This is a genomic window from Vulgatibacter sp., from assembly GCF_041687135.1.
In the GTDB taxonomy this organism is placed as follows: domain Bacteria; phylum Myxococcota; class Myxococcia; order Myxococcales; family Vulgatibacteraceae; genus JAWLCN01.
This window is the reverse complement of record NZ_JAWLCN010000007.1, coordinates 1-22,572: the sequence shown is the minus strand read 5'-3', so window position 1 is coordinate 22,572 and position 22,572 is coordinate 1. Positions and strand designations below refer to the sequence as shown.

The following is a 22,572-nucleotide window of genomic DNA, read 5'->3' as shown; positions in this document are numbered from 1 at the left end:
CATGCGCCGACTGCTGCCGTTCCTCTTCGCCCTCAGCCTCGCCTCCGCCTGTGCCACCACGCGGCAGGAGACGGCGGGAAGCGGCGCCACGCCGGCTCGGAAGAGCCCCTGGCAGGAGGGGATCGCTTCGTATTACGCCGACAGCCTCCACGGCAGGAAGACCGCCAGCGGCCAGCCCTACGATCGCGAAGCGGCCACATGCGCCCACCGGACCCACCGCTTCGGCACCGAGCTGGTGGTGCAGGTGGTCGATACCGGCCAGACGACGATGTGCAGGGTCAACGACCGCGGCCCCTTCGTCCGGGGCCGCATCGTCGATCTCTCGAAGCGTCTCGCCAGGGAGCTGGGCCTGCTCGAGCGCGGCCTGGTCCGGGTGCGGATCGCGCCCCGCGATGCGGTCGAGTGACGCGCGCCGTTTTCAGCCCGCCCGGGAGATCACGGTGTCGCGGCGCCAATGGGCGTCGTCGCGCTTCGGGTAGTCGAGGATGTAGTGGAGGCCGCGGCTCTCCTTCCGCTCCAGCGCGCAGCGCACCACCATGTGGGCCACGTCGGCGATGTTGCGGACCTCGATGAAGTCGGTGGTGAGCTTGTACTGCCAGTAATACTGGCGGATCTCCTCGCGGAGGAGGTCGAGCCGCGCCCGGGCCCGGTGCAGCCGCTTCACCGTGCGGACGATGCCCACGTAATTCCACATCAGGCGGCGGATCTCGTCCCAGTTGTGGGTGACCACCACCGCCTCCTCCGGCTCGACGGCGGAGCCGACGTTCCAGTCGTCGACCCGCGGCGGCTCCTTCGCCTCCCTGGCGAGCTCGTGGGCGGTGACCGCGCCGCGGGCGCCGAAGACGAGCCCCTCGAGCAGCGAATTGGAGGCGAGGCGGTTGGCGCCGTGGAGGCCGGTGGCGGCCACCTCGCCGATCGCCAGCAGGTTGGGGATCGAGGTGCGGGCGTCCAGGTCGACGAGGATGCCGCCGCACTGGTAGTGCGCGGCGGGGACCACCGGAATCGGCTGCACCGCCATGTCGATCCCGAACTCCTTGCACGTGGCGTAGATGTTCGGGAAGCGATCCACCAGGAAGCTGCGGGGCAGGTGGGTCATGTCGAGGAAGACCGACTCGTCGCCGGTGCGCTTCATCTCGGCGTCGATGGCCCGGGCGACAACGTCGCGGGGCGCGAGGCTCCCCATCGAGTGGTAGTCCTCCATGAACGAGGTGCCGTCGCCGCGCCGGAGGACGCCGCCTTCGCCGCGGAGCGCCTCGCTGATCAGGAAGCTCTTCGCCTGCGGGTGGAAGAGGCAGGTGGGGTGGAATTGGTAGAACTCCATGTTCGCCACCACCGCGCCTGCCCGCCACGCCATGGCGAGGCCGTCGCCCGTCGCCACGTCGGGATTCGAGGTGTAGAGGTAGACCTTCCCTGCGCCGCCGGTGGCGAGGATGGTGACCTTGGCGAGCAGCGTCATCGCGTCGCCCGTGCGGTTGTCGAGAACCCAGGCGCCGAGGGCGCGGTTGGGGCCCGGCTGGCCGGCCCGCGCCGACAGGATCAGGTCGATTGCCGTGTGGTGATCGAAGAAGCGGATGTTCGGCTGCTCCTCGCACGCAGCGATGAGCGCCCGCTCCACCTCCATGCCGGTGAGGTCCTTGGCGTGGACCACGCGGCGGGCCGAGTGGCCACCTTCCCGGGTGAGGTCGAGCTGGCCTGCGGCGCGCTCGGAGAAATCGACGCCGATGCGGACCAGCTCCCGGATCCGCTCCGGCGCCTCGCGCACGCAGAGCTCCACCGTCTCGAGGTGGCTGAGGCCCACGCCGGCCTCGATCGTGTCCTTCACGTGGGCGTCGAAGGAGTCGTCCGGGTCGAGGACCGCGGCGATCCCGCCCTGCGCCCACTTGGTGTTGCTCTCGTCGCGGGCCCGTTTGGTGAGCACCGCCACGGTGCCCGTCCGGGCAGCGCGCAGGGCGAAGGTGAGGCCGGCGACGCCGCCGCCAATGACCAGGTAGTCGAAACGCTCCGCCATCGAAACGGCCTCCGGCTCGCCACGGCGCGGGCCGGTGGCATTGCGGTCTGGGGAGGGCAGGTTGGGGACGCCTGCCTGCAGGCGCCAGCCCGCTTCGGGCGGACCGTAGTCGGCGCGCAGGGATGTCGCAAGCGCGGAGCGCTGGGGAATTTTTGGGGGCGAAAATGCCTTCGTGGTAGCCTAGATGACGAAAATGCGCCGATACGCCACCCCCCTGCTCGCCGCCCTCGTGGCTGCCTCCGTCGCGACCCCTGCTGCCGCCGACGAGATCCGTTCCTGGACGGACAAGGACGGCGTGGTCCACTACTCCAACGTCCGCACCGGCGGCGGGAAGCCGAAGCGGGGGCCCGCCCGCTTCGAGAAGATTGGCGGCGGCGGCGTGCGCGTGGTCCTCGAGGGCAAGGACGAGCCCGCGGCGAAGGCGGCCGCTGCGTCCGGCGGCGCCGACACCTGGCGGCCCCGCGACGTGAGCCTCTTCGATCAGCACCTGCGCGAAGCCTGCGAGCGCTATCGGATCCCGATCGAGCTGGCCCGGGCGGTGCTCGCCTCGGAATCGAATTTCAACCCGCACGCGGTCTCGCACGCAGGGGCGATGGGCCTCATGCAGCTGATGCCCGAGACCGCCGTGACCATGTACGTCGACGACATCCTCGACCCCCGGGAGAACATCCACGGCGGCGTGCGCTACCTGCGCGTGCTGACCAACGAGTTCGAGGGGGACCTGGTGAAGGTGATCGCCGCCTACAACGCCGGCCCCGGTGCGGTGAAGCGGGCGGGGGGCGTCCCCAACATCGCCGAAACCCAGGAGTACGTGAAGCGGGTGATGCGCTTGTACAAGGAGTACAAGGCACAGCTGGCCGATCGGACCTGATCATGCACGAGACGGCGCTTCGCTCCCATGATGCCGAAGAGGCCCGGCCGGAGCGCCGGGCTGCAGAGCTCCTGCTGGAGCAGGGCGATCTCGAAGGGGCGCTCGCGCGCCTGCAGTCCTTCCTCCTCACCGAACCTGAAGACGCCCGCGCCCGTGGGCTGCTCGGGCTCTGTCTCTTCCGGCTCGGGCGGCTCGAGGAGGCGCAGGCGATCTACGCGGCGCTGGTGGAGCGCACGCCGGCGGATCCGACCCTGCGGGTGAACCTCGGCCTGGTCGCGCTCAAGCGCGGCGACGCTGCGGTCGCCGCGGCGCAATTCGAGATGGCGGTGGCGCAGGCGCCCGGCCACAAGAAGGCGCTCAATTACCTCGGCCTGGCGCTCGCGCAGCGCGGGGATCTGGCGCTGGCGCAGGACGCCTTCGAGCGGGCAGGGGCCCGGGCGATGGCGGAGCGCATGGCGGCGCAGCTCGCGGAGCGCGAGGCTTCCGCAGCGCCGCCCCTTGCTCCCGCTGCCGAGCCTGGTGCCGAGGCGCCCGCTCCGCAGCAGGCCCCGGAGCCTGCTGCCCCGGTCGCGTCCGAGGCGACGCCGGCTCCTGCCCCTGCGGCGGAGGATGGCGCCGCAGCGCCCGCCGCCATGCCGGCGCATCCCAGCACCGATTTCCCCGCGCTCACCGACTACGCCGCGGCCACGGCGCTCGAATGGCCCGAAGGCAGCCCCTTCGGCCTCGCACCCGGCACTGCGGCCGTCCACTTCGCCACCCAGATCCACACCCGCCTCGACGGCCTCGTCGCCGCCCGGGGCGTGGCAGCCTGGACTCCGGTGCAGAAGCGCTTCCGGGGCGCCGCCATCGACCGCCTCTTCGGCGCGGGCTCCCAGCAGATCTGGCGGGCCACCGGCGGCGGCCATCTGCTCTTTCGGGCAGAGGGCCGCACCTTCACCCCGCTGCGCCTCGACGCGGAGGGCTATTTCGTCGAGGAGCGGGTCTTCGCCTTCGACGAGGGCGCCGCCTTCGAGAACGGCAGGCTCCCGGGGCAGGCCACCGACCTCCACCTCGTCCGCTTCGCGGCGCAGGGCCATCTGCTCCTGGTGAGCGATCGTCCGATCCGGGCGGAGCACGTGGAGAACGGCTGCCTCTCGCTCCCGACGGCGGGCCTCGTCGGCTGGAGCGGCGCCCTGGCGCCCCGCCTCGTCGCTGCGGAGGAGGGGCCGGCGGTGCCCTGGATCGAGCTCACGGGCACGGGCCTCGTGCTCCTCGCCGGCTGATCGCGCCGAGGCATCCGGCTCGGAAAAGCGGAGCGCCCGGCTGCGGCACGTGCGTCGTGCCCGCCGCGGTGCTACGGTCGCGCCGCCATGGCACCCCGCAAGTCGCTCAAGGACGAGCTCGTCAACCTTCCCAACCTGATCACCTACATCCGCGTGCTGGTGATCCCGGTCTTCCTCTGGTTCACCTGGCGAGGGGATCCCTTCTCCTCGTTCCTCGCTGCGGCGCTCTTCACCTTCGCTGCGGTGAGCGACATCGTCGATGGCTGGCTCGCCCGGCGGATGAACCTGGTCAGCATCATCGGCAAGTTCATGGATCCGCTCGCCGACAAGCTGATCGTGACGGCGGCGCTGGTGATGCTGGCGCAGATGGGCCGGATCGAGGCCTGGCTGGTGATCCTGCTCCTCTCGCGCGAGCTGATCGTCTCCGGCCTCCGGCAGATCGCGGTGGGTGAGGGGCTGGTGATCGCGGCGGGGCAGGGCGGCAAGTGGAAGACCGCGCTGCAGCTCAGCGGCATCATCGGCGTGCTGGTGCACTACACCTACCCGGTCGATCTGCTGGTGGTGCGGAGCTACCCCTTCGATTTCCAGCTCATCGGCGAGTGGCTGCTGGTGCTCTCGCTGGTGCCCTCGGTCTTCTCCGCCCTGCAGTATTTCGGCGCGTTCCTGGACGCCGTGGCGGAGAAGGAAGAGGCCGCCAAGCGCGCCGCGGCGCCGACCCGCGACGCTGCGTAGAAAGTGAGCGGAGGCGTCGTTTTTCGCTTGCCGGTCGGACGGCGCCTGCCCTATAAACCGCCTCGCTTCGACGGCAACGGCAGACGCCGGGCAGCGAGGCGCAGCGATTGTGCGGGTGTAACTCAGTGGTAGAGTACGACCTTGCCAAGGTCGGAGTCGTGGGTTCAAATCCCATCACCCGCTCCAAATGAAGAAAGCCCGGAGGAACAACCCTCCGGGCTTTCTGCGTTCATAGGGTGAGCGGTCGCTGCGGCGAAGGCTCGCGCCCTGCCGGGCAGGTGGCCCGACGGCGGCAGGAAACGCACGAAATTGTTGTTGATCGGGCAATCGGGTTGCCATATAAGGCAGCCATCCCGCGGCGACGCGGGGCGCAGGACGAGTTGCTTCTGCGGGTGTAACTCAGTGGTAGAGTACGACCTTGCCAAGGTCGGAGTCGTGGGTTCAAATCCCATCACCCGCTCCAAGAACGAAGGGCCCGGAGAGAACCTCCGGGCCCTTTTTCTTTGCGCAGCGGCGGCTTCTCAGATGGCCCCGTCGAGCGCCTCCAGCGCCGCCTTCGCGCCCGTCTCGATCGACAACGTGCCCTCCGGTCCCGCTGCCTCCCGCGGGTTGATCCGCACCAGGGTGGCGCCCTGTGCCTGCAGGCGCTCGCCGAAGCGGCGGGCGCTCGGGACCGCGGTGCCGGCGCCGCATTCGATCACCACCACCTGCGCCGGGTCGGTCGCTGCGAGCCACCGCTCGAGCCGCTCGCTCTGGGCGGCGGTCCGCTCCTGCTCCCAGCTCCAGTCGCCGAACATGAGCACGTTGGGCCGCGCCAGCGCGCCGCAGCCCGGGCAGCGCGGGAGCGCGCCCATGGCCCGGAACGTGGCCGGATCGACCCGCACCTCCACGCCCGCCGCCGAGAAGATCCCGGCGCCGCAGCCCTTGGTGCACTGCAGCCAGCCGAGGCTGCCGTGGTACTCGATCACCCGCTCGTCGGCGAAGCCGGCGCGCTGGAAATGGCCGTCGATGTTGGTGGTGAAGACGAAGGCCCCCGCAGGCGCGCGCGCTGCCCAGGCGCGAAGGAGGGCGAAGCCGCGGTGGGGCGTGGTGCTGCGGTAGAGGCCGAGGCGGTGGCCGTAGAAGCCCCAGGCGAGGGCCGGATCCCGCTCGAACCATACGGGGTTGGCCAGATCCTCGAAGTGGAGTCCGAGGGCGCGGAAGGGCGGGTAGGCCCGCCAGAAGCCCTCCGGCCCCCGGAAGTCGGGCAGGCCGCTGTCCACCCCCATGCCCGCGCCTGCGGTGAAGACCAGGGCCCGGGCCCCGCGGATCCGCTCCGCCGCCCGCGCCGTCGTGTTGTTCATCGGCTCTCCTCCTATCGGCCGGGAGGATCGCGCAGCCCTACCTCCACCGCCAGCTGCCGAGCCACCGCCGCTGCGGAGGTCTGGCAGGCGTCGTGGAAATCGTGGCCGCCGGTGCGGTTCGGCCTGCCACCGGCGGAGCCGCCATGGAGCAGACCCCGGGGTCCGTCGAGGCGGAAGTCGAGGCGTACGGTGCAATAGCGATCGAAGGCGCCCGGCTGCGGCAGCGTCGCGCTCACCTCGGCGACGAGGCGGCCGCGCAGGGTCCAGCCCGCAGCGTCAGCCTCGCAGGCGGCCACCTGGACACCGGCCCCGGCGAGGATGGCGCCGAAGCGGCTGGCGAGATCGCTCGCCAGGCCGGTGGCCACGGCAGGCTCCACGCAGACCCGTACCGCGACGGCTCGGCGCTCCCGCTCCAGGCCCTGCCTCGCGTGGGCGACGAGCTGCAGCTCCGGCGGCGGCAGGCCCGGGCTCCCCCGCAGCGCCGCGAGCGTCGCCTCCGCTGGCAGCAGGGTCCTGGCGATCCGCCCCGCCTCGTCCAGCACGTCGCTGCGGCCACGTAGGTCCGCCGCCTCCGCGGCTGCCTCGAGCCGGAGGCGCAGGGCGGTCCGCCGCATCTCCTGCTCGGCCTCCAGCAGCGCCGCCGCCTGCACCCGGTCGAGCACGGAGAGGACGTGGACCCGGCCTCCCTGGATCCGCGCATCGACCAGCCGGATCCACTCGGGCCTGTCGAAGCGGCTCTCGACCCGGATGTCCTGCTGCAGCAGCTCCTCACCGCCGCCGCTGCCGTTCGACGTCGCAAAGAAGAGATCGGTGGACCGGAGCGACGCCTGCAGCTGGGCGGCGATCGAGGCGGTGGCCTGCCGCCGCGCCGCCTCGAGGGAGGGGCCCTCGCCGACGCCCACGAGGTAGCGATCCGGCGGAAAGCGCGGATCGCGGCCGGTGTGGAAGGCGTCGGGCAGCGACGGCGCCGGCGGCCTCGTCGTCGCGGCACAGGCAGTCACCAGCAGCGGCAGGAGCAGGAGCAGCGTGCGCACGGTCTCGTTCCCCCCGAAAGAGGAGAGATGGTACGGCCTCCGCGCACCTGCCGCGACAATCCAACCGGGCCCTACCTGGTGCCGAGGACCTCCTCGGTGAGGAAGCGCGCCGCCTCCTCGCCCATCACCCGCTGCCCCTCGAGGCTGGGGTGGACGCCGTCCTCCCCGAGGCCCGGGAGCCAGCGGTCGGGGTTGGCGGGGTCGCCGAGCACCGCCTCGAAGTCGATCACCCCGGCGACCGCTGCCTCCTCGCGGATCCAGGTGTTGATCGCCCGGCGGCTGCGGCGGATCGCCTCGCCGATCTCCGCACGATCCTTCGGCACCAGGGTCCCGGCCCAGACGGTGCAGAAGGGCTCGAGCCGCTCGAAGAGCCGGGCGAGGTCGGAGGTGATCCGGTTCTCGTCGTGGGCGCCCAGGTCGTTGGTGCCGAGGAGCACGATGCAGTCGGTGACGCCCTCGAGCTGCAGCACCTCGCCCTCGAGGTATTCGTGGGCGCCCCACAAGCCCTGCCCGGAGACGCCCGCGTTGGCGATGGGCAGGCCGGTGAGGGCCTCCGCCACCTGCGGCCAGGCGTCGCGGTAGTCGTCGTCACCGGAGATGAAGGCCTCGGTGATGCTGTCGCCCAGCGCCACGAAGGCCCGACTCGCCGGCGCGCGGACGAGGAGGCTGGCGAGGCCGATCGCCCGGCGCTCCGACCATCCCGCCACCACGGGGGCGTCCGGGGCGACCCGCACCTCGGCCCAGCTGTCGGGGAAGAGGTCGATGGCGCCGGCGGCGAAATGGCCCTCGACCTCGTAGGTCACGTAGAGCTCCTGCCGGAACCCCACGGGAAAGCGCAGCGGATCGCTGATCCGTCGCTCGCGGGCCCCGGCCGAGAAGCCCGGCTCGCCGCCGAAGGTGACCGCCACCGGATCGGAGGCGAGGGCGCCGTCGCTCCCGGCGAGGGCCACCGTGGCCCCGTGGAGCACGCCCCTGCCGTCACCCGTGCGGAAGGCGAGGCGGATCTGGTTGCCGGCCCGACCCGAAGGCACGCGGATCCGCAAGGTGGTGCGCTCCGCAAGCTCCACCTCCCAGCGGAGCGCCTGGTGGAATCCCGGCTGCCAGACCGGAAGCTTCCCCGTCTCGGGGGTGGGGCGGGGCCCCAGCGTCGTGCCCGGCCGAACCCTGTCGTCGAAGTCCGGCGGCTGGTGGAGCGCCTCGGGCGGGGGCTGCGAAACCGGGCCATCGTCGACCCCGCAGCCCACCAGCACCGCCGCGACCAATCCGAATGCTGCTCGCATGCCACCTCCCGGCTGGAATTTTGTGCACGGGTTGGGCAGCGGTCGACCGTGGTCCTTGCACCTACCTGCCGAGATGGAGGTGGAGCCGGCGGATCAGCTCGGCGTTCTCGAAGGGTTTGGCCAGGTAGTCGTCGGCGCCTGCGGCCCGGGCCTTCCTGGCGATGGCGTCGCCGGGCAGCGCGCTCACCACCAGCACCGGGATGGCGCTGGTGGCGGGGCTCTGCTTCAGCTGGGTGCAGAGCTCGAGTCCATCCGCGTCGGGGAGGGTGATGTCGAGCAGCACCGCGTCGATCCCGGGGGCGGCGATTCTGCCGAGCAGGGCGGCCCCGCTGGGGGCCACCTCGAGGGCGAAGCCCTCCATCTCGAAGAGGAGCTCGAGGAAGGCGGCAATCTCGGTGTCGTCGTCGACCAGGAGGATCCGGTGGCGCTCGACCATGGGTCAGCGCACCACCGGCGGGGTGGCGCTGCCCTCGTCCGTGTCGATCTCCACCGAGCCGATCGCGAGGGCGTCGGTGGCTGCAAGGTCGCCGCGGCGGAACTGGCCGGGGGAGAGAACCACCTTCTCGTCGGGGCCGATCCGCGGTCGTTCGTGGACCCAGCCCCCCTCCAGCTCCACCCGCACCGCGGTCCATTCCTCGTCCGAGCGGTTGTGGACGAGGAGGCCCCAGCCCATCGAGGTGTGGTTCACCGCCACGTAGGCCCCGAGCCCGTTGGCTGCCGGATCCTCCGGCCCGGCCATCGCCACCCGGATGGAGGCGATCGAGACCACCGTCCAGCCGGCGACGATGAGTGCCTTCCACCGGAAGAAGCGGTCGCGGCGGCGGAAGTCCTGCCAGCTCTCGGCGGCGAAGCGCCGCAGCTGGAAGAGGCCCTCTTCGGCTGCGTCGCGGAGCACCTCGCCGCGGCTGCGCGGCGGCGCAGGCAGCGGCGTCGGCCGTTCCGCGGTGGTGATCCTGCCGCGGGGCGGGCCTGCGGGGGGCGGTGCGAGGGGCGCGGTCATGGGTCCCCGATTCTACCAACGGTGCGCCGGGCGCCTCAACCGGCGGATGGGTCGTCGCACCGATGGTGAAGGGCCCCGGACGCCACCTCGCGCCCAGCGGGCGGGCGTGGTAGCGGCTGGCCATGGTGCAGCGTGCGAAGGGACCGCGCTTCGTCGCGGTCGCCGGCAACATCGGTGCGGGCAAGAGCGAGCTGGTGGCCTTCCTGGCCAGGCGCTACGGGGCCACGCCCTCGTTCGAACCGAACGACGAGAACCCCTACCTCGAGGATTTCTACCGGGACATGGGGGCGTGGGCCTTCCACAGCCAGCTCTGGTTCCTCTCCCGGAAGGCCTCGCTCCATCGCGACGTCCAGCGCGCCCGCGGCGTCGTGCTCCAGGACCGGAGCATCTACGAGGACGCGGAGATCTTCGCCCGCAACCTCCACGAGCAGGGGGCGATGTCCGAACGGGATTGGGCGACCTACCACGGCATCTACCAACAGCTCTGCGCGGGGCTGCAAGCACCCGACCGGCTCGTCTACCTGCGGGCCTCGGTGGCCACGCTGCGCAAACGGATCCGGCGGCGGGGCAGGGCGAGCGAGCAGGAGCTGCCGGCAGCCTACCTGCGCCGGCTCAACCGCCTCTACGAGGCGTGGATCGAGCGCTGGACGCTCTCGCCGGTGCTGGTGATCGAAACCGACGATTGGGACTACCGCACCGATCTCGTCGACCGCCTCGACCTCGCGGAGCAGATGGACGCCCTGCTCGCGCCGCGCAGCTGACTTCGCTGCCGCACGGCGCGGGTGGCTGCGCTACGTTCTCGTACGTCGCCCCCGCGCCCCGCCTTCGCGGGGCAAGCGGACGGCCTGGCGCGCTGCGCGCGCAAGATGGCCTGGCGTTTCGAGACCAAGGGGCGTCTCGGCGCACCCGCCTGCTGCGCGGGCGACGGGAGGAAGCATGTTCCGGCTTTCGGACGAGGTGGCCGCAGCGCTCGCTGCAGGCAGGGCGGTGGTGGCGCTGGAGAGCTCGGTGGTGGCGCAGGGGCTGCCGCCGCCGCGGGGCGTCGCTGCGGCGCAGGCCTGCGAGGCGGCGGTGCGGCGCGAGGGTGCGGTGCCCGCCACCATCGCCATCCTCGACGGGGCGATCGTCGTGGGCGCCTCGACCCCCGAGCTGGAGCGGCTCGCCGACCCGGCGCGGAAGGCGGCGAAGGCCGGCGTGCGCGATCTGGCGCCGCTCCTCGCTGCGGGCCGCGACGCCGGCACCACCGTGAGCGGGACGATCTGGGCAGCGGCCCGGGCCGGCATCCGCCTCTTCGCCACCGGCGGGATCGGCGGCGTGCACCGCGCGACCGTCTGGGACGTCTCCTCGGATCTCACCGCGCTGGCGGAACATCCGGTGGCCGTGGTCTCCGCCGGGGCCAAGGCGATCCTCGATCTGCCGGCGACCCTCGAATACCTCGAGACCCTGGGGGTGCCGGTGGTGGGGCTCGGCGTGGCAGAGCTGCCCGGCTTCTACACCAACCGCAGCGGCCTGCCCCTCGAGCACGTGGCGCGGGACGCCGCCGCTGCTGCACGGCTGCTGGCGGTCCGCTGGAACGGTCTCAAACAGAGGGGCGGCGTGCTCCTCGCCAACCCGGTGCCCGCTGCCTACGAGCTCCCGGGCGAGGCGGTGGAGCAGGCGATCGCCGCGGCCCTCGCAGCCGCTGCCGCTGCGGGGATCCGCGGCAAGGCGACGACGCCCTTCCTCCTCGGAGAGCTCGCGCGTGTTCCCGCCCTGGGCGCCGTGCAGACCAACCTCGCCCTGCTGGAGGCCAATGCCACGGCGGCAGCGCGGGTGGCGGTTGCGCTGGCGGCGCAGGGCGCCTGAAAAGAGGCCGCGTGCCCAGGCCCCGCCCTTGCCCAGCGGCAGGGGCGGCCTATTCCGGGGGAGCGGGTCCGAACCGCCCGCCGGTCGCGTGAGAGACCGCGTCGATGCACAGCGGGGATCCACCTGTTCCCTTGCGGGGCGGCCGGGTTTTCGCTACCAAGGTGCACGCATCGTCGCGGATGCTTCGATCCGCGCGACCCGAGGTGTTGCACCGCACGCGGTGCCGATAGTTACTGGATTCGAGGGCCCGCCGCCGCGTATCGCTGGCGGCCGTCCGGCCCGACGCAAGGAGCTTGATCGATGGCCACGATGATCACCGAGGAGTGCATCAACTGCGGTGCCTGCGAGCCCGAGTGCCCGAACGGCGCCATCTCGCAGGGCGAAGACATCTTCGTGATCGATCCCAAGCTCTGCACCGAGTGCGTGGGCTTCCACGACGAAGAGGCCTGTGCAGCGGTTTGCCCGGTCGATTGCTGCGTGCCGGATCCGAACAACGTGGAGACCGAGGAGAACCTCATCGCCCGCGCGAAGACCATCCACCCGGAGAAGGAATTCGGCGGCGAGTTCCCCTCGCGCTTCCGGAAGAAGTAATCGCGCGTCGGTATCGACGGAGACGACACGCGGCGTGCCACCGGCACGCCGTTCGTGTTCCTGCCGGCGGAATTCCTTGCGCCGGGGTGGCGCCAGCAGGGCCCGCGGCGCTATGGGATGGGCCTTGCGCCCGCGGCGCACGGAGGTGGACGTGGCGGAGAAGCTCATCCTGCAGGTGGTGCGTGGATGTGACGTGGCGCGCTTCGGGCGGATCGGCACCGGGCTGCTGCGGCACGTGGAGGCGCCCGGTGCAGCGCCGGTGCTCCTCGTCGCCGAGCTGGCAGGCGAGGCCGTGAGCCTCGGGCGGCACCAGCGCGCGCCGTCGGCCCTCGCGCAGGTGGAGGCGGCAGGGCTGCAGGTCCACCGGCGCATCGGCGGAGGGCGCGCGCTGCTGGCCGGTGAAGGATCGATAGGCGTCCTCCTCGCCCTGCCTGGCGCGGGCGCGCTTCTCGCTGCGGGCATCGGCGCGGACAAGGTGATCAACCGCTACGTCCGCGGCCTGCGCGCAGGGCTCTCGCTCTTCGCCGGCGGCACCCCCGTCGGCTATTTCGGCCGCGACTTCCTCTCGGCGGACGGCAGGCAGCTCGCCGTGGTGTCGCAGGACGGGCTGCCCGGCGGCGCCACGATCTTCGAGGCGGTGGTGGGCGTGGAGCGGGCGCTCCCGCTCCCCGCCGCGCTCGCGGGCTATCCGGTCCACGAGGACCCGCGCGTCGCCGGCGCCGAAGGCGTGGCGCTCGCCTCGCTCTGGCAGGAGCCCCACGACTTCTCCGCGATCGCCGAGGGGATCGCCGGCAGCTACGCGCAGGCGCACGGCTGCGAGCTCGTGCGCAGCGGAGAGGCGCCGCCGGAGGGCGACGAGCCCGGCCCCGCGGTGCGCGAGGACGAAGCGGGTTGGGAGGAGAGCGGGGTGGCCGACGTGGCCATCGGCTTCGCCGAAGCCCTGGTCCGCCACGAAGGCGGCGTGGTCCGGGCGGTGCGCTTCCGCGGCGATTTCATCGCGCCTGCCTTCGTGCTCCGGGATCTCGAGGCGGCGCTCGTCGGCGTGCCCCTCGACTTCGGCGCCATCGGCGCCCGGGTGGACGAAGCCTTCCGGCGCCAGGGCGCCACGGTACTGGGCCTGCGCTCGCTGCGGGTGCTGGCGGATGCGGTCCTCGCCGCTGCGGGCCAGGGGAGTTGAGCAGGCTGCGCCGCCTCCGGCGCCTCGCCTGGAAGTACGAGCAGCTGGTGGCGCTGCGGGAGCGGCGCGAGGCGGTGGAGGTCGCCGGCGCCGACTGTTTTCCGCCGGCGGAGGGCGCGTCGCGCAAGGCGGCCTTTCGCCGCATCGCCCGCGAATTTCCCGGCGCGCTCCGGGAGCTCGACACCGTCCCCGCCGCGCTGCTGCGGGAGCGGGAGGCCCGGGTCCGCGCCGCTTGCGAACGCTGCGCTGCCGGCGATGCGCCTGCCGATCCTTTCGTGGAGCTGGCGCTCGATTTCCACCTCACCCTGCGCGAGACCCTGCTGGTGAAGCGCTGGCTCGCCACCCGGCCCGCCGGCACCTCGGCGGAGCGGCTCGCCGCGTTCACCGTGCGGCTGGAGCGGATCCGCTCCCTGCGCGCGCGCCTCGGGCTCGCAGGGGAGGCGGCGCCAGCGGATCTCGCCGCCTGGCTCGAGCTCCGCCACCGGCCGCCCCGGGGGCGTCTCCTCGATCTCGTCTGGTCCGAGCTCGAAGCCCGCCACGGCGCCCCACGCGCCGCGCTCGAAGCGGCGCTCTTCTCCGCCTGATCTGAGGCCCCAGGAACGAACACGGGGCGCAGGCCCGGTCAGGCCCCGCCCCGTGTCGCATCACCGCCCCGAGGGGCGGCGCTTGCTCAGCTGCAGCCGTTGGTGGCGCCGCAGTTCAGGCATTTGTAGCACGCACCGTTGCGCACGGTGATGCTGCCGCAGACGTAGCAGGGCGGGGCATCGGCCTGGTTGAGGAAGCTCGAGGTGAGCGCCTCGGTGCCGAGCGCCACCGCGCCGTTGCCGGCCTTCGCCGCAGCGGGAACCGACGCGGGAACCGAAGCGGGCGCTGCCTTCGGGGCAGGAGCGGGCGTCGGCTTCACCGGTGCCGGTGCAGCAGCCACCGGGGTGGGGGCCGCCGCCACCTCGGCCTGCTCCTCTCCCTCGGCGGGGAGGAACTTCAGCGCCATCCAGCGGAAGAGGTAGTCGGTGATCGACTTGGCGATCGGGATCGCCGGGTTGCCCGTGAAGCCCGAGGGTTCGAAGCGCGTGTGGCTGAACTTGTCGACGAGCACCTTGAGGGGCACGCCGTACTGGAGCGCCAGGGAGATCGCGGTGGCGAAGGAGTCCATCAGGCCCGATACCACCGAGCCTTCCTTCGCCATCACCACGAAGAGCTCGCCGGGCTGGCCGTCCTCGAACATGCCGACGGTGATGTAGCCCTCGTGGCCGCCGATGGAGAATTTGTGGGTGATCGCCTGCCGCTCGTCCGGGAGCTTGCGGCGGGCGCTGCCCCTGGCGGCAGCCTCCTTCGCCATCTTCTCCGCGTTCTTGGAGGTGTTGAGGGGCTGCGAGCGCTTGCAGCCGTCGCGGTAGACCGCGATGGCCTTGAGGCCGAGCTTCCACGCCTCCATGTACGCCTGCTCGATGTCCTCGACGGTGGCCTCGGTGGGCAGGTTCACCGTCTTGGAGATCGCGCCGGAGAGGAAGGGCTGGCAGGCCGCCATCATCTTCACGTGGCCGAGCCAGTGGATCGAGCGGCTGCCCTGCGCCGGCTTGAACGCGCAGTCGAAGATCGGCAGGTGCTCCTCGGCGAGACCCGGCGCACCCTCGATGGTGTCGTTCTCGTCGATGTACTGCACGATCTCGGCGATCTGCTTCTCGCCGTAGCCGAGGCGCTTGAGCGCGGGCGGGACCGTGTTGTTCACGATCTTGAGCATGCCGCCGCCGACCAGCTTCTTGTACTTCACCAGGGCGATGTCCGGCTCGATGCCCGTGGTGTCGCAATCCATCATGAAGGCGATGGTGCCGGTGGGGGCGAGCACGGTGACCTGGCCGTTGCGGTAGCCGTGGGCGGTGCCGAGCTCGATGGCGTTGTCCCAGGCGGTGCGGGCAGCCTGCACCATCTCGGCGGGAACGAGGGCGGGGCTGGCCACCTCGTCGACGGCCTTGCGGTGCTTGCGCATCACGCGGAGGAAGTCGTCGCGGTTGATCTCGTATTCGGAGAAGGGGCCGCCGTGATCCGCGGCGATCTTCGCCGAGGTGGCGTAGGCGTGGCCGCCCATGATCGCGGTCACCGCGCCGGCGAAGGCGCGGCCCTCGTCGGAGTCGTAGGCGAGGCCCCGGGCCATGAGGAGCGCGCCGAGGTTGGCGAAGCCGAGGCCCAGCGGGCGGTATTTGTGCGAGTTCTCCGCGATCCGCTCGGTGGGGTACTTGGCGTTGTCGACCAGGATCTCCTGGGCGAGGATGGTGATCTCGACCGCCTTCTTGAACGACTGCACGTCGAAGTCGCCGTCGACGTTGCGGAACTGCAGCAGGTTGAGCGAGGCGAGATTGCAGGCCGAGTCGTCGAGGTACATGTACTCGGAGCACGGATTCGACGCGTTGATCCGGCCCGACTTCGGGCTGGTGTGCCACGCGTTGATCGTCGTGTCGTACTGCAGGCCCGGGTCGCCGCAGAGGTGGGCCGCCTCGGAGATCTCACGGAAGATCTGGCGGGCGCGCAGCGTCTCCATCGGCTTGCCGTCGCGGACGGCGCGGGTGGTCCAGTCGCCGTCGAGGACCACGGCGCGCATGAACTCGTCGGTGACGCGGACCGAGTTGTTGGAGTTCTGGAAGAAGACCGAGTTGTAGGCCTCGCCGTTGAACGACGGATCGTAGCCCTGCTCGATCAGCGCCCAGGCCTTCTTCTCCTCGCTGGCCTTGCACCAGATGAACTCGCGGACGTCCGGGTGATCGGCGTTGAGGATCACCATCTTCGCCGCGCGGCGGGTCTTCCCGCCCGACTTGATCACGCCGGCGAAGGCGTCGAAGCCCTTCATGAAGGAGACGGGGCCCGAGGCGGTGCCGCCGCCTGCGAGCTGCTCACGGGAGGAGCGGATCGGCGAGAGGTTGGTGCCGGTGCCGGAGCCGTACTTGAAGAGCATGCCCTCGGTCTTGGCCAGACCGAGGATCGAGCCCATCGAGTCCTCGACGCTGTTGATGAAGCAGGCCGAGCACTGGGGCTCTTCCTCGACGCCGACGTTGAACCACACCGGCGAGTTGAAGCTCATCTTCTGGCGGTAGAGGAGGTGGGAGAGCTCGGCCTCGAAGACCTGGGCGTCCTCCTCGGAGGCGAAATAGCCGCACTCCCGGCCCCAACGGCCGATGGTGCCCACCACGCGGCGGACGAGCTGCTTGACGGAGCGCTCGCGCTCGGGGCCGAGGGGCCCGCGGAAGTATTTCGAGGAGACGACGTTGGTGGCGAGGGCGCTCCAGGTCGCGGGGACCTCGATGTCCTTCTGCTCGAAGATCGGCTTGCCGGTCTCGTCGGTGATCGACGCGGAGCGGAGCTCCCAAGCGAGCTCGTCGGCGGGATCCACGCCCGCGGTGCTGAAGTACCGCTCGACGGTGAGGCCGCGGCGGGTCGCCTCGTTCTTCTTGCCCTTGCGTGCAGCCTGCCGCACCACCGGCTCCTTCTCGGTCGTCTCCACGGCCATAATCGCGTCCCTCGCTCGCGTTTGAGCACACGTCTCCCCACTACGGGGCAGACCGTTGCAACGTTGTCTCAACCATCTCGTAAGGCTCCCGGCGGACCCCAGGGTGTCGAACGGCCGGGGGCTCCCGCATGTAGGGAAACCGCCCAGCGCCCGCCGGACTGGCCGCCATAGAACCAAACGCCGATCGCTCCGTCAAGCCTCGCGGAACACAAGATGCTGTGGCCTCGATCCCAAGAACCCACAAGATGCTGTGGTCTTCCTGTGGGTTCTGCTGTGATTTCGCTAGGATGCGCGCCGATGGCAGCGTCACCGAGGACCACGTATCGTCACGTAGGGTAACGAGCGCTCCGCCTCGTGGCCACCCGCCCGTGCGGCTCTCCCCGGGCGCGGTCGGCAACCGGGGCCCCGGCGGTGTGGCGAAGGTCGGGGCGGCGTGTTATCTGGCCGACCATGCCTCCTCCGTACGAGCGCCAGATCTTCATCTGCACCAACCGCCGCCCCGAGGGCGCGCCCAGGCCCTCCTGTGCCGCCCGTGGAAGCGAGGCGGTGCGCGACGCCTTCAAGAAGCAGCTCGCCGCCCTTGGGATCCACAAGAGCGTCCGGGCCAACGCCTCCGGCTGCCTCGACGCCTGCGAAGAGGGGGTGAGCGTGGTGGTCTACCCCGAGGCCGTCTGGTACGGCGGGGTGACGGTGGAGGACGTCCCCGAGATCATCCGGGAGCACGTCCTCGGCGGCAGGCCGGTGGAGCGCCTCCGGATGAAGCTCCCGGCCCTCGAGCGCAAGCTGCCGGTGGTGGGCTGACCCTGCTGCGGGCGGTCAGCGCAGCTGCGCCGCGAGGCGCGCCGTCGCCTCCGCGGAGAGCAGGGGCACCACGCCCCCGCCGCTCTGGATGTTGACGATGGGCGAGCCCGAGGCCCTGCACACGCCGCCGGTCGGCGCCGGCGCCACGCCGACGTTGGTATAGGCGGAGACGTCGACGAAGAGCTCGCGGAGCGCCGCGCCTTCGCGACTCGCGATCGACAGCTGGCGCCTGCGCAGGGGCACGCGCTCCTGGATCACCCAGCCGCCCTCCGCCACGCAGGCCTCGATCAGCGCCTCCCAGGAGCGCGCCTCGCCGAAGCGATCCCGCGCCCGCTGCAGGCTCGCCTCGTCGCCGTATTCGGCGCCGAGGAAGACGCCCTTGCCGCCGAAATCCCAGCTCCGCTTGATCACCAGCCGATCGCGCTGCGCCACGCACCAGGCGACGGGGTCGGCGATCGGCTCGCCCGCGGGGCCGGTGGTGGGGCCGCCGGCGAGCCGCCGGGTCCAGGGAACGTGCCGGCGCACGAGCGCCGCCTCCGCCGGATGCAGGCCGAGCAGCGCGGCGCGGGCCTCGTCGACCGAAGCGGCGGAGAGCTCCGCCAGCAAGGACTTCTGCTCGAGGTGGGGATCGACCGGGTTGTAGAGGTGGTGGCCCTCCGGCGCGGCGAAGATCGTCGCCAGGGGCAGGGCGGGATCGAGCCTGCTGGCGAAGACGTGCCGGTAGAGGATCGCCGGCGCGAAGGGCCCCGTCACCGCCCTGCCGCCTTCGAGCGTGACGGCGGTGGAGAGCACCGTGCGCGCGTCGTGGCCCGCGGCGCGGAACGACGCGGCCAGGTATTCGAGCTCGCCGAGCTGCGAATCGCCGGGGCGGTGGAGCAGGGCGATCGAGGGCAGCGCCTCGGTGCCGCCGTCGGCGCGGTAGCAGGCGACCAGCGATGCGAGCAGATCCCGCGCGTTCGAGCCGTTCGCCGCGAGGATCGCCGCTGCGTCGCCGCCGTGCCCGAGGCGCTCCAGCACCGTCTCCACGAAGGCCTGCGCCGCGATGTCGGAGTAACCCTGCATCGCCGGGATGGTGGCGTTGATCTCGAGGACACGGTCGACGCCGTCGGGATCGACGAAGAGATCGACCCGCACCGTGGCGAGCTTGTCGATGCTGCGGTAGCGCCGCTCCACGATCGCCCGCTCGAAGGGGGCGAGCTCGGCGAAGAGCGCCTCGGCCAGCGCGCCGCCCGCTGCGCCGTCGAGGAGCCGCACCGCGACCCGGGCGAGCACGGCGGTGGTGGCCCTGGCGACGGCGGCGCGCTCGGCGGTGCGCGCTGCAGGCTCGACGATGGGGGGAAAGGCGACGGGGATCGGCCGCGCCCCCTCCGGCGCGAGGTAGCGGAGGCCGAGGTCGAAGGCGCGGGCCGCGTAGTCGCTGGCGAACGCAGCCCGGGCCGCAGGGGAGAGCGCGGCCAGCGCGGCGTCGACGGAAGGAGGCACGGGAGCCTTGGTTCAGGCGTGGAGGAGCGCCCACACGGCGCTCACGGTGAGCAGCACCGCGAAGGTCCAGAGCGCAGCGGGGGGAGCGGGCAGGGCGCGGGCGTCCTGGTGCTTCTCGGTCTCGGGGGAGGTCGTGTTCATGGCTCGCCGGGGAAGCGGGGATGGGATGCAGTCTATCTGCCGGAAGACGAAATGCAAGAATCCAAAATCGCTTGCAGGTTCAAGGGCTTCCGAGCTGCCGGGAACGCCGTCCACAGGGCTGCTGCGCACCGTTCCCACTCCCATGCGGGCGGCGGTCCGGTGGTCGATGTCGGAGGGGCTTGCTACGGTTCCCGTTTCCAGCATGCGGAGGCGGTCCATGGCGACGTTCACCGGCGGGCAGCTCGTGGCGAAGATGCTCAAGGCAGAGGGGATCCGCCACGTCTTCACCCTCTCGGGCCTGCACATCGCGCCCATCTACGCGGGATGCGTCGAGGAGGGGATCCAGCTCGTGGACACCCGCCACGAGCAGGCGGCGGCCCACGCCGCCGACGCCTACGCCCGCCTCACCCGCGGCCCCGGCGTGGCGCTGGTCACCGCAGGACCCGGCGTCACCGACGCGCTCACCGGCGTGGCCAACGCCAACGCCGCCAACGTGCCCCTCCTGCTCATCGGCGGGGCGGCGCCGACCTTCAACCAATCCCGCGGCTCGCTGCAGGAGATGGAGCAGGTCGACCTCTTCCTGCGCATCACCAAATGGTCGGACCGGATCCCGTCGCCGGAGCTGGTGCCCGCCTACCTCGCCAAGGCCTTCCGGATGATGATGAGCGGCAGGCCCGGCCCGGTCTTCCTCGAGGTCGCCTGGGACGTGCTCTCCAACGGCGTGGAGGACCCGAAGCTCCCGGACCACTACCGGACACAGGCCCGCGGGGCAGGGGATCCGGCCTACGTGGAGCGGGCGGCCCGGGCCATCGCCGAGGCGAAACATCCGGCGGTGATCGCGGGCTCGTCGATCTGGTGGGACGACGCGGTGGCGGCGCTGCGCAGCCTCGCGGAGAAGGCGCAGATGCCGGTCTACCTCAACGGCGCCGGCCGCGGCTGCCTGCCGCCGGACCACCCCTGCTTCTTCCAGCACACCCGCAAGGACGCCCTCGCCGCAGCCGACGTGGTCCTCGTGGTGGGTACGCCCCTCGACTTCCGCCTCGGCTACGGCGATGCGTTCCGGGAGGACGCCAAGCTGATCCAGATCGACGTCGACCCCACGGAGATCGGCAGGAACCGGGCGGTGGAGATCGGCATCGCCGGCGACAGCCGGGTGGTCCTCGAGCAGATCGCGGCGCAGCTCGGCGCCGTGCCCGACCGCAGCGTCTTCCTCGCGCAGCTCCGTGCCGGCGAGGCGCGCAGGCTGGACGGCCTCGCCGCCTGGGAGGGCGCCACCGACAAGCCGATCCACCACTCGCGGCTGGCGAAGGAGCTCTCGCAGGTGGCCAACGCCGGCGACCGCGATCCGATGTTCGTCGCCGACGGCGGGAATTACGTGGCCATGGCCGCCAAGACGATCCAGCTCCGGCAGCCGGGACGCTGGCTCGATCCGGGGCCGCTGGGCTGCCTCGGGGTCGGCGCTCCCTTCGCCATCGCTGCCAAGCTCCTCCACCCGGAGCGGCAGGTCTTCGTGATCCAGGGCGACGGTTCCTTCGGGCTCAACGGCTTCGATTTCGAGACCGCGATCCGCTTCGGCCTGCCGATGGTGGTGGTGGTGGGCAACGACGCCGCCTGGGGGCAGATCCGCCTGCCGCAGGTGGCGCTGTTCGGCGAGGAGAAGAGCCCGGCCACCCGGCTCGCGCCCACGCGCTACGACCGGATCGTGGAGGCGATGGGCGGGTGGGGCGAGCTCGTCACCGAACCCGACCAGATCGCCCCGGCGCTGGAGCGGGCCATCGCCTCGAACACGGTGGCCTGCGTGAACGTGATGCTCGACCCAGACGCGCCGATGCGGTCGGGGATGATGGGGTACGCGGTATGAACGGGCAGCCCTTGCGGATCGAGCGGGATCGGGTCGCCTTCCTCGTGGTGGACGTGCAGCAGCGCCTCGCCGCGGCGATGGATCCGGACGCCATGGAGCGGATGGAGCGGCGGGTGGTGGCGCTGGTCGAGGGCGCGAAGGTCCTCGGGATCCCGCTGCTCGTCACGGAGCAATACCCGCAGGGCATCGGTCCCACGGTCCCGATGATCCGCAGCGCCCTGCCGGAGGAGGCGAAGCCGCTCGAGAAGCTCGACTTCTCCTGCTTCGCCGCACCGGAAGTCCGCGGCGCCCTGGAGGCGCTCGGGCGCAACCAGCTGGTGCTCGCCGGGATGGAGACCCACATCTGCATCTTCCAGACGGCCCGCGATCTGGCAGCTGCCGGCTACCAGGTCTTCGTGCCCTGGGACGCGGTGATCTCCCGGGTGGAGGAGAACCGGCGGGTCGGCCTCGAGCTCGCGGCCCGGGCAGGCGCCGTGGTGACCACCACCGAGACGGTTCTCTTCGACCTCCTGGCCCGGGCGGGATCGCCGGAGTTCAAGGCGGTCTCCCGGCTGATCAAATAGCGGGCTGCCTGCCTGCCCGGGGTGCGTGCCGGCGGGGAGCCGGTGCCCGGGGGGCCGCCGATTAGCCTCTTTTGGGGGTGCCCACCCGTCCCTAAAGCGTGTCGACAGTTTTTTATGCTGCCAACACCGCCCTCCTCGGGCGTCGGGCCGAAGCCCTGCCTGCTTCATCGAGGACAGTTTCGCGCGTGGGCCGGGCCCACGCGCCAGCGCTCTCCTCTCTGCAGACGTTTATCGTCTCCGCCAGCTTGGCGGCGACGGGAGGCCACTGCTGCCCCGGGTACTGCGCGAGGCATGCTGCCGCGTTGGTGTCGCGGTCGGCCTCGTGACCGCAACTACGGCAGTGGTACGTCCGCTCCGAGAGCGGAATCGCTTCCCCAATCTCCGAGCATGCGCTGCAGCGGCGCGTGCTCGGGTAGAAGCGGTCGGCCCGCAGCAAGGTCCCCCCACGCCAGGTGAGCTTGTACTCCAGCACGTCGGCAAACATCGCCCAGGCACTGTCGGCGAGGGAGCGGGCCAATCGGGTTCGCATCATCCCCGCCGTGGACAGCGTCTCGACGACCAGGTGGCTGTGGGTCTTGGCCAGCCGGCTCGATTCGCGGTGCACGAACGCGCGACGCACGTTCCCGATCCGCTGGTGGAACTTCGAAAGCCGCAGCCGCGCACGGTGACGGTTGCGGGATCCCTTCTTCTTGCGGCTCAAGCCGCGGCTCAACCTGCGAAGCTTCGGCAGTGCGCTGCGGAGTGGCCGCGGAGCCGCGATGCGCTCGAGTTCACGCCCCGTCGCGTCGGCAAGTACGGCAAAGGTCGTCAGCCCACGGTCGATACCGACAGGATTGGCTACCGTGTCGTGACGTTGCGCAGGATGGAGCGCCGCCGCCTCGAGGTTGAGGCTCACAATCCACCGGCCGCCGATCTGGTGGGAGATGGTGGCAAAAAGGAGCTTCGCCCGTCCCTTGGCGATCATGCGGCGCAGCTTCCGCGTGTGATCAGCGTCAACTATTCTTGCCGGTCAACGACAACTGTTCCTGCCGGTCGTGCCTTGGTGGGTGCCCCTCCCGCCGCGTAGTTGTCGCCGGGAGGGG

At 71.5% G+C, this 22,572-nt stretch carries 22 protein-coding genes and 2 tRNA genes; 14 read left to right on the top strand and 10 right to left on the bottom strand.

Annotated features, from left to right (window positions below; genetic code table 11):
* Position 1: 1 nt before the first annotated feature.
* On the top strand, positions 2 to 406 hold the full coding sequence (locus tag ACESMR_RS16030; protein WP_373048112.1) for a septal ring lytic transglycosylase RlpA family protein: 405 nt from the start codon (positions 2 to 4) through the stop codon (positions 404 to 406).
* 12 nt (positions 407 to 418) lie between these two features.
* Here ACESMR_RS16030 and nadB read toward each other — a convergent pair whose 3' ends face one another.
* On the bottom strand, positions 419 to 2,008 hold the full coding sequence (nadB, locus tag ACESMR_RS16025; RefSeq protein ID WP_373048111.1) for an L-aspartate oxidase: 1,590 nt from the start codon (positions 2,006 to 2,008) through the stop codon (positions 419 to 421).
* 184 nt (positions 2,009 to 2,192) lie between these two features.
* Between nadB and ACESMR_RS16020 the strand changes: the two genes are divergently transcribed.
* The 5 genes from ACESMR_RS16020 to ACESMR_RS16000 all read left to right on the top strand — a co-directional run bounded on the left by ACESMR_RS16020 (position 2,193) and on the right by ACESMR_RS16000 (position 5,336).
* Complete coding sequence (locus ACESMR_RS16020) at positions 2,193 to 2,879, top strand: lytic transglycosylase domain-containing protein (protein WP_373048110.1); 687 nt, start codon at positions 2,193 to 2,195, stop codon at positions 2,877 to 2,879.
* 2 nt (positions 2,880 to 2,881) lie between these two features.
* Entirely contained in the window at positions 2,882 to 4,141 is a 1,260-nt protein-coding gene (locus tag ACESMR_RS16015; RefSeq protein WP_373048109.1) for a tetratricopeptide repeat protein, read from the top strand.
* An 87-nt stretch (positions 4,142 to 4,228) separates the two neighbouring features.
* Entirely contained in the window at positions 4,229 to 4,873 is a 645-nt protein-coding gene (gene pgsA, locus ACESMR_RS16010; protein WP_373048108.1) for a CDP-diacylglycerol--glycerol-3-phosphate 3-phosphatidyltransferase, read from the top strand.
* Positions 4,874 to 4,984: 111 nt separating this feature from the next.
* Positions 4,985 to 5,059: transfer RNA gene (locus ACESMR_RS16005), tRNA-Gly, on the top strand.
* A 202-nt stretch (positions 5,060 to 5,261) separates the two neighbouring features.
* A tRNA-Gly gene (locus tag ACESMR_RS16000) sits at positions 5,262 to 5,336 on the top strand.
* 58 nt (positions 5,337 to 5,394) lie between these two features.
* Here the strand turns inward: ACESMR_RS16000 and ACESMR_RS15995 are convergent.
* The 5 genes from ACESMR_RS15995 to ACESMR_RS15975 form a co-directional block, all read right to left on the bottom strand.
* Entirely contained in the window at positions 5,395 to 6,216 is an 822-nt protein-coding gene (locus tag ACESMR_RS15995) for an SIR2 family NAD-dependent protein deacylase (protein WP_373048107.1), read from the bottom strand.
* Between the two features lie 11 nt (positions 6,217 to 6,227).
* Positions 6,228 to 7,250 (bottom strand): LPP20 family lipoprotein, encoded by a 1,023-nt coding sequence (locus ACESMR_RS15990; protein ID WP_373048106.1) that lies wholly within the window; start codon positions 7,248 to 7,250, stop codon positions 6,228 to 6,230.
* Positions 7,251 to 7,321: 71 nt separating this feature from the next.
* Positions 7,322 to 8,530: an SGNH/GDSL hydrolase family protein gene (locus tag ACESMR_RS15985; RefSeq protein ID WP_373048105.1), complete on the bottom strand. Its 1,209-nt coding sequence runs from the start codon at positions 8,528 to 8,530 to the stop codon at positions 7,322 to 7,324.
* A gap of 61 nt (positions 8,531 to 8,591) precedes the next feature.
* Positions 8,592 to 8,966, bottom strand: a complete 375-nt coding sequence (locus tag ACESMR_RS15980) for a response regulator transcription factor (protein ID WP_373048104.1) — start codon at positions 8,964 to 8,966, stop codon at positions 8,592 to 8,594.
* 3 nt (positions 8,967 to 8,969) lie between these two features.
* Entirely contained in the window at positions 8,970 to 9,530 is a 561-nt protein-coding gene (locus tag ACESMR_RS15975) for a hypothetical protein (protein WP_373048103.1), read from the bottom strand.
* 122 nt (positions 9,531 to 9,652) lie between these two features.
* Between ACESMR_RS15975 and ACESMR_RS15970 the strand changes: the two genes are divergently transcribed.
* The 5 genes from ACESMR_RS15970 to ACESMR_RS15950 all read left to right on the top strand — a co-directional run bounded on the left by ACESMR_RS15970 (position 9,653) and on the right by ACESMR_RS15950 (position 13,727).
* Positions 9,653 to 10,291, top strand: coding sequence for a deoxynucleoside kinase (locus ACESMR_RS15970; RefSeq protein ID WP_373048102.1), 639 nt, complete (start codon positions 9,653 to 9,655; stop codon positions 10,289 to 10,291).
* A 175-nt stretch (positions 10,292 to 10,466) separates the two neighbouring features.
* On the top strand, positions 10,467 to 11,375 hold the full coding sequence (locus tag ACESMR_RS15965) for a pseudouridine-5'-phosphate glycosidase (protein ID WP_373048101.1): 909 nt from the start codon (positions 10,467 to 10,469) through the stop codon (positions 11,373 to 11,375).
* 300 nt (positions 11,376 to 11,675) lie between these two features.
* The gene (locus tag ACESMR_RS15960) at positions 11,676 to 11,966 is read left to right on the top strand and encodes a YfhL family 4Fe-4S dicluster ferredoxin (protein WP_373048100.1); all 291 of its coding nucleotides are present in this window, start codon (positions 11,676 to 11,678) and stop codon (positions 11,964 to 11,966) included.
* A 124-nt stretch (positions 11,967 to 12,090) separates the two neighbouring features.
* Positions 12,091 to 13,143: a hypothetical protein gene (locus ACESMR_RS15955; protein ID WP_373048099.1), complete on the top strand. Its 1,053-nt coding sequence runs from the start codon at positions 12,091 to 12,093 to the stop codon at positions 13,141 to 13,143.
* A complete protein-coding gene (locus ACESMR_RS15950) occupies positions 13,140 to 13,727 on the top strand; it encodes a hypothetical protein (protein ID WP_373048098.1) in 588 nt (195 codons plus the stop codon). Before ACESMR_RS15955 ends, ACESMR_RS15950 begins: the two co-directional genes overlap by 4 nt.
* Positions 13,728 to 13,813: 86 nt before the next feature.
* Here ACESMR_RS15950 and ACESMR_RS15945 read toward each other — a convergent pair whose 3' ends face one another.
* Positions 13,814 to 16,642, bottom strand: coding sequence for a vitamin B12-dependent ribonucleotide reductase (locus tag ACESMR_RS15945; protein WP_373048097.1), 2,829 nt, complete (start codon positions 16,640 to 16,642; stop codon positions 13,814 to 13,816).
* Positions 16,643 to 17,092: 450 nt separating this feature from the next.
* Between ACESMR_RS15945 and ACESMR_RS15940 the strand changes: the two genes are divergently transcribed.
* On the top strand, positions 17,093 to 17,443 hold the full coding sequence (locus tag ACESMR_RS15940) for a (2Fe-2S) ferredoxin domain-containing protein (protein ID WP_373048096.1): 351 nt from the start codon (positions 17,093 to 17,095) through the stop codon (positions 17,441 to 17,443).
* A gap of 15 nt (positions 17,444 to 17,458) precedes the next feature.
* Here the strand turns inward: ACESMR_RS15940 and ACESMR_RS15935 are convergent, their stop codons facing one another.
* Positions 17,459 to 18,925: a hypothetical protein gene (locus ACESMR_RS15935; RefSeq protein WP_373048095.1), complete on the bottom strand. Its 1,467-nt coding sequence runs from the start codon at positions 18,923 to 18,925 to the stop codon at positions 17,459 to 17,461.
* A 12-nt stretch (positions 18,926 to 18,937) separates the two neighbouring features.
* Complete coding sequence (locus ACESMR_RS15930) at positions 18,938 to 19,066, bottom strand: hypothetical protein (RefSeq protein ID WP_373048094.1); 129 nt, start codon at positions 19,064 to 19,066, stop codon at positions 18,938 to 18,940.
* Positions 19,067 to 19,283: 217 nt separating this feature from the next.
* Between ACESMR_RS15930 and ACESMR_RS15925 the strand changes: the two genes are divergently transcribed.
* Positions 19,284 to 20,927, top strand: coding sequence for a thiamine pyrophosphate-binding protein (locus ACESMR_RS15925; protein ID WP_373048093.1), 1,644 nt, complete (start codon positions 19,284 to 19,286; stop codon positions 20,925 to 20,927).
* Positions 20,924 to 21,490: an isochorismatase family protein gene (locus tag ACESMR_RS15920; protein WP_373048092.1), complete on the top strand. Its 567-nt coding sequence runs from the start codon at positions 20,924 to 20,926 to the stop codon at positions 21,488 to 21,490. The genes ACESMR_RS15925 and ACESMR_RS15920 overlap by 4 nt, the downstream gene beginning before the upstream one ends.
* A 112-nt stretch (positions 21,491 to 21,602) precedes the next feature.
* Here the strand turns inward: ACESMR_RS15920 and ACESMR_RS15915 are convergent, their stop codons facing one another.
* Positions 21,603 to 22,463, bottom strand: a complete 861-nt coding sequence (locus ACESMR_RS15915; protein ID WP_373048304.1) for an RNA-guided endonuclease InsQ/TnpB family protein — start codon at positions 22,461 to 22,463, stop codon at positions 21,603 to 21,605.
* Between the last annotated feature and the right edge of the window lie 109 nt (positions 22,464 to 22,572).